The organism is Pseudoalteromonas sp. S1609 (genome assembly GCF_005887255.1).
Lineage (GTDB): Bacteria > Pseudomonadota > Gammaproteobacteria > Enterobacterales > Alteromonadaceae > Pseudoalteromonas.
The window spans coordinates 1-247 of the sequence record NZ_PNDJ01000295.1 but is presented as its reverse complement, the minus strand read 5'-3'; the positions used below and the strand labels follow the sequence as shown (position 1 = coordinate 247).

Annotated in this window: 1 protein-coding gene; it reads left to right on the top strand. The window is 44.1% G+C overall.

Features of this window, described 5'->3' with window-relative positions:
• Positions 1 to 247 (top strand): EAL domain-containing protein (locus CWB76_RS19805; RefSeq protein WP_138609782.1); only part of this gene is annotated, 247 nt, incomplete at both ends.

Sequence of the window (247 nt, the reverse complement as noted above, 5' to 3'; positions counted from 1 at the left end):
GAGCAGGCTGAGCTAAGGCCTGTAATTCGCCAGGCATTGAGAAATGCGGCCCTACCGCCGGAGGCTATGGTAATTGAAATAACAGAGTCTATTTTAATGAGAGACTCAGAGAATGCGCTTAAAAATCTGGCTGCCCTAAAGCAGCTCGGATCTAAAGTCTACATGGATGCCTTTGGAAGAGGTTTTGCGTCGTTTACGTATATAAAGCTCTTCCCCATAGATGAAATAACACTTGATCTTAGATTTG